The following is a 2,067-nucleotide window of genomic DNA, read 5'->3' as shown; positions in this document are numbered from 1 at the left end:
GCCCAGGTCTCCGCCCAGGCCGGGCACCCGGTGGTCCTGCGCGACGTGACCGAGGAGGCGCTGCGCCGGGGCCTCGACGGCATCCGCGCCTCGTACGACAAGTTCGTCTCCAAGGGCCGGCTCACCGCCGAGGACGCCGAGGCGGCGCTCGGCCGGATCACCACCACCACCGACCTCGGCGCGGTCGCCGAGGCGGACATCGTGGTCGAGGCGGTGTTCGAGCAGCTGGAGGTCAAGGAAGGCGTCTTCAAGGAGCTCGACAAGCTCGCCAAGGACGGCGCGGTGCTCGCCTCCAACACCTCCGCGATCCCGATCACCCGGATCGCCGCCGCCACCTCGCGCCCCGAGTCCGTCGTCGGCGTGCACTTCTTCTCGCCGGTGCCGCTGATGAAGCTGGTCGAGCTGGTCCGCGGCTACAAGACCAGCGACGAGACGCTGGCCACCGCCCGGGCCTTCGCCGAGGGCGTCGGCAAGGACGTCGTGGTGGTCAACCGCGATGTGGCCGGTTTCGTCACCACCCGCCTGATCACCGCCCTGGTCGTCGAGGCCGCCAAGCTCTACGAGTCGGGCGTCGCCTCCGCCGAGGACATCGACGCCGCCTGCCGGCTCGGCTTCGGCCACCCGATGGGCCCGCTGGAGACCGCCGACCTGACCGGCGTGGACATCCTGCTGCACGCCGCGCGGAACATCTACAGCGAGACCCAGGACGAGAAGTTCGCCGCCCCGGAGATCATGGCGCGCATGGTCACCGCCGGTGACCTGGGCCGCAAGAGCGGCCGCGGCTTCTACCCGTACCCGGGCAAGTGACCGCCGCCGGCTGAGCCGACGGATCGGACGGGCCGTGCGGTCGTGGGACCGCGCGGCCCGTTCTGCCGAGCCTGGTGAGTTTCCTCACGCCGGTGCCGCAGACGGGTGATTTGGGCGGTAATCGAGCGTAAGTGTGGAGAGTTCCTGCGTATATTCCCTCGGACGAGTGAAGTTGCTTCAGATCCGGCCGGAACCAGCAACCCGAGGGCCCGGCACGCCGTCAGATGGATGACGGGGAACCCGGCATTCCGTCCGGGGCCGGCGCGCGGGGCCGCTGGGCCCGCCCGGCGCCCGGAGCGTCACCGCCCCCGGCCCGGCACCGCCGGCGGCACCCGTCCCCACCGAGACCCACCCGGCCACCGACACCCGGCGGCACCGACCGCCAGGACCGGCGCCGAGCCCGGTCCGCCCCGGCACGCCGGGCCCGCCCCGCGGAGGAGGAGAGCATGCGCATCACCGGCAACCACGTGGCGCTGGCCCTCGAAGGCCGCCTCGACGTGCGTACCGCCGCCGACGCGCGGGCGCGGCTGCACCAGGCCGTCGACGGCGGCCTCGGCGACCTCGTGCTCGACCTCGGCCGGCTGGAGTTCTGGGACGCCACCGGTCTGGGCGTGATCATGGGAACCCACCGCCGGGCCGGCCGGATCGGGCGCCGGCTGGTGCTCCGCTCCGTCCCGGCCCAGCTCCAGCGCCTCCTGGTGGCCACCCGGCTGCACCGCATCCTCGCCGTCGAGGGCGTCACCGCCGAACCCCTCGGCGCCACCCTGCCGGCCCTCTGACAGCCCCGGACACATCCCCGGCGACAGCCCCGGACACACCCCCGGCCCGGCCCCGGCCCCCGCAAGCCCTTGCGCCGGGCGGCCGGTGACGGCCCGACGCTGCGCGGGTGGGCGCTGATGTGCGAGAGTCTGGCGTCAGGAAACGGCCGCCGGGGCCCGGCCCCGGGCCGCGGACGACGCCGGCCGGTACGGAGCGACGGCGCGAGCGCGGGGCGGAGCAGAACGTGGCACAGCCAACCGGGGACTTCCGGCAGGAGTCAGTGCGCACCCGGAACGGTGAACTCGTCTCCGGCGGACTGCTGGTGGGAGTCGGCGGCCCCGAGGGCTCCGAGGTCCGGCCCTGTCCCGAGGAGTGGCGCCCTCGCCCCCGCCGGACCGGGCCGGGAACACCCGCCCGCGGCCCGGCCGGCGACCCCGGCCGCCAGGTCGGCCCGCTCGCGCTCGGCGCCGGCCCCGCCGACCTCCCGCTGCTCGACCGCGA

2 protein-coding genes and 1 pseudogene are annotated in these 2,067 nt (G+C 75.0%); all 3 read left to right on the top strand.

What is annotated here, in order from left to right; genetic code table 11:
- Window positions 1–807: 3-hydroxyacyl-CoA dehydrogenase family protein (locus tag VR45_RS22490; RefSeq protein ID WP_052709290.1), on the top strand; the 807-nt coding region annotated here is incomplete at its 5' end.
- 446 nt (window positions 808–1,253) lie between these two features.
- A complete protein-coding gene (locus tag VR45_RS22485) occupies window positions 1,254–1,586 on the top strand; it encodes an STAS domain-containing protein (RefSeq protein WP_030392773.1) in 333 nt (110 codons plus the stop codon).
- 260 nt (window positions 1,587–1,846) lie between these two features.
- Window positions 1,847–2,067: pseudogene (locus VR45_RS22480) on the top strand (hypothetical protein); the annotation flags it as partial.

Origin of the sequence: Streptomyces sp. NRRL S-495, from assembly GCF_000966955.1 — a bacterium.
Taxonomy (GTDB): Bacteria; Actinomycetota; Actinomycetes; order Streptomycetales; family Streptomycetaceae; genus Kitasatospora; species Kitasatospora purpeofusca.
The sequence above is the reverse complement of the archived record's forward strand: the minus strand, read 5'-3'. Positions and strand labels throughout refer to the sequence as shown.

Coding starts and splice junctions, on each gene's coding strand:
- VR45_RS22485 (WP_030392773.1), top strand. CDS start 1,254: ATGCGCATCACCGGCAACCACGTGGCGCTGGCCCTCGAAGGCCGCCTC.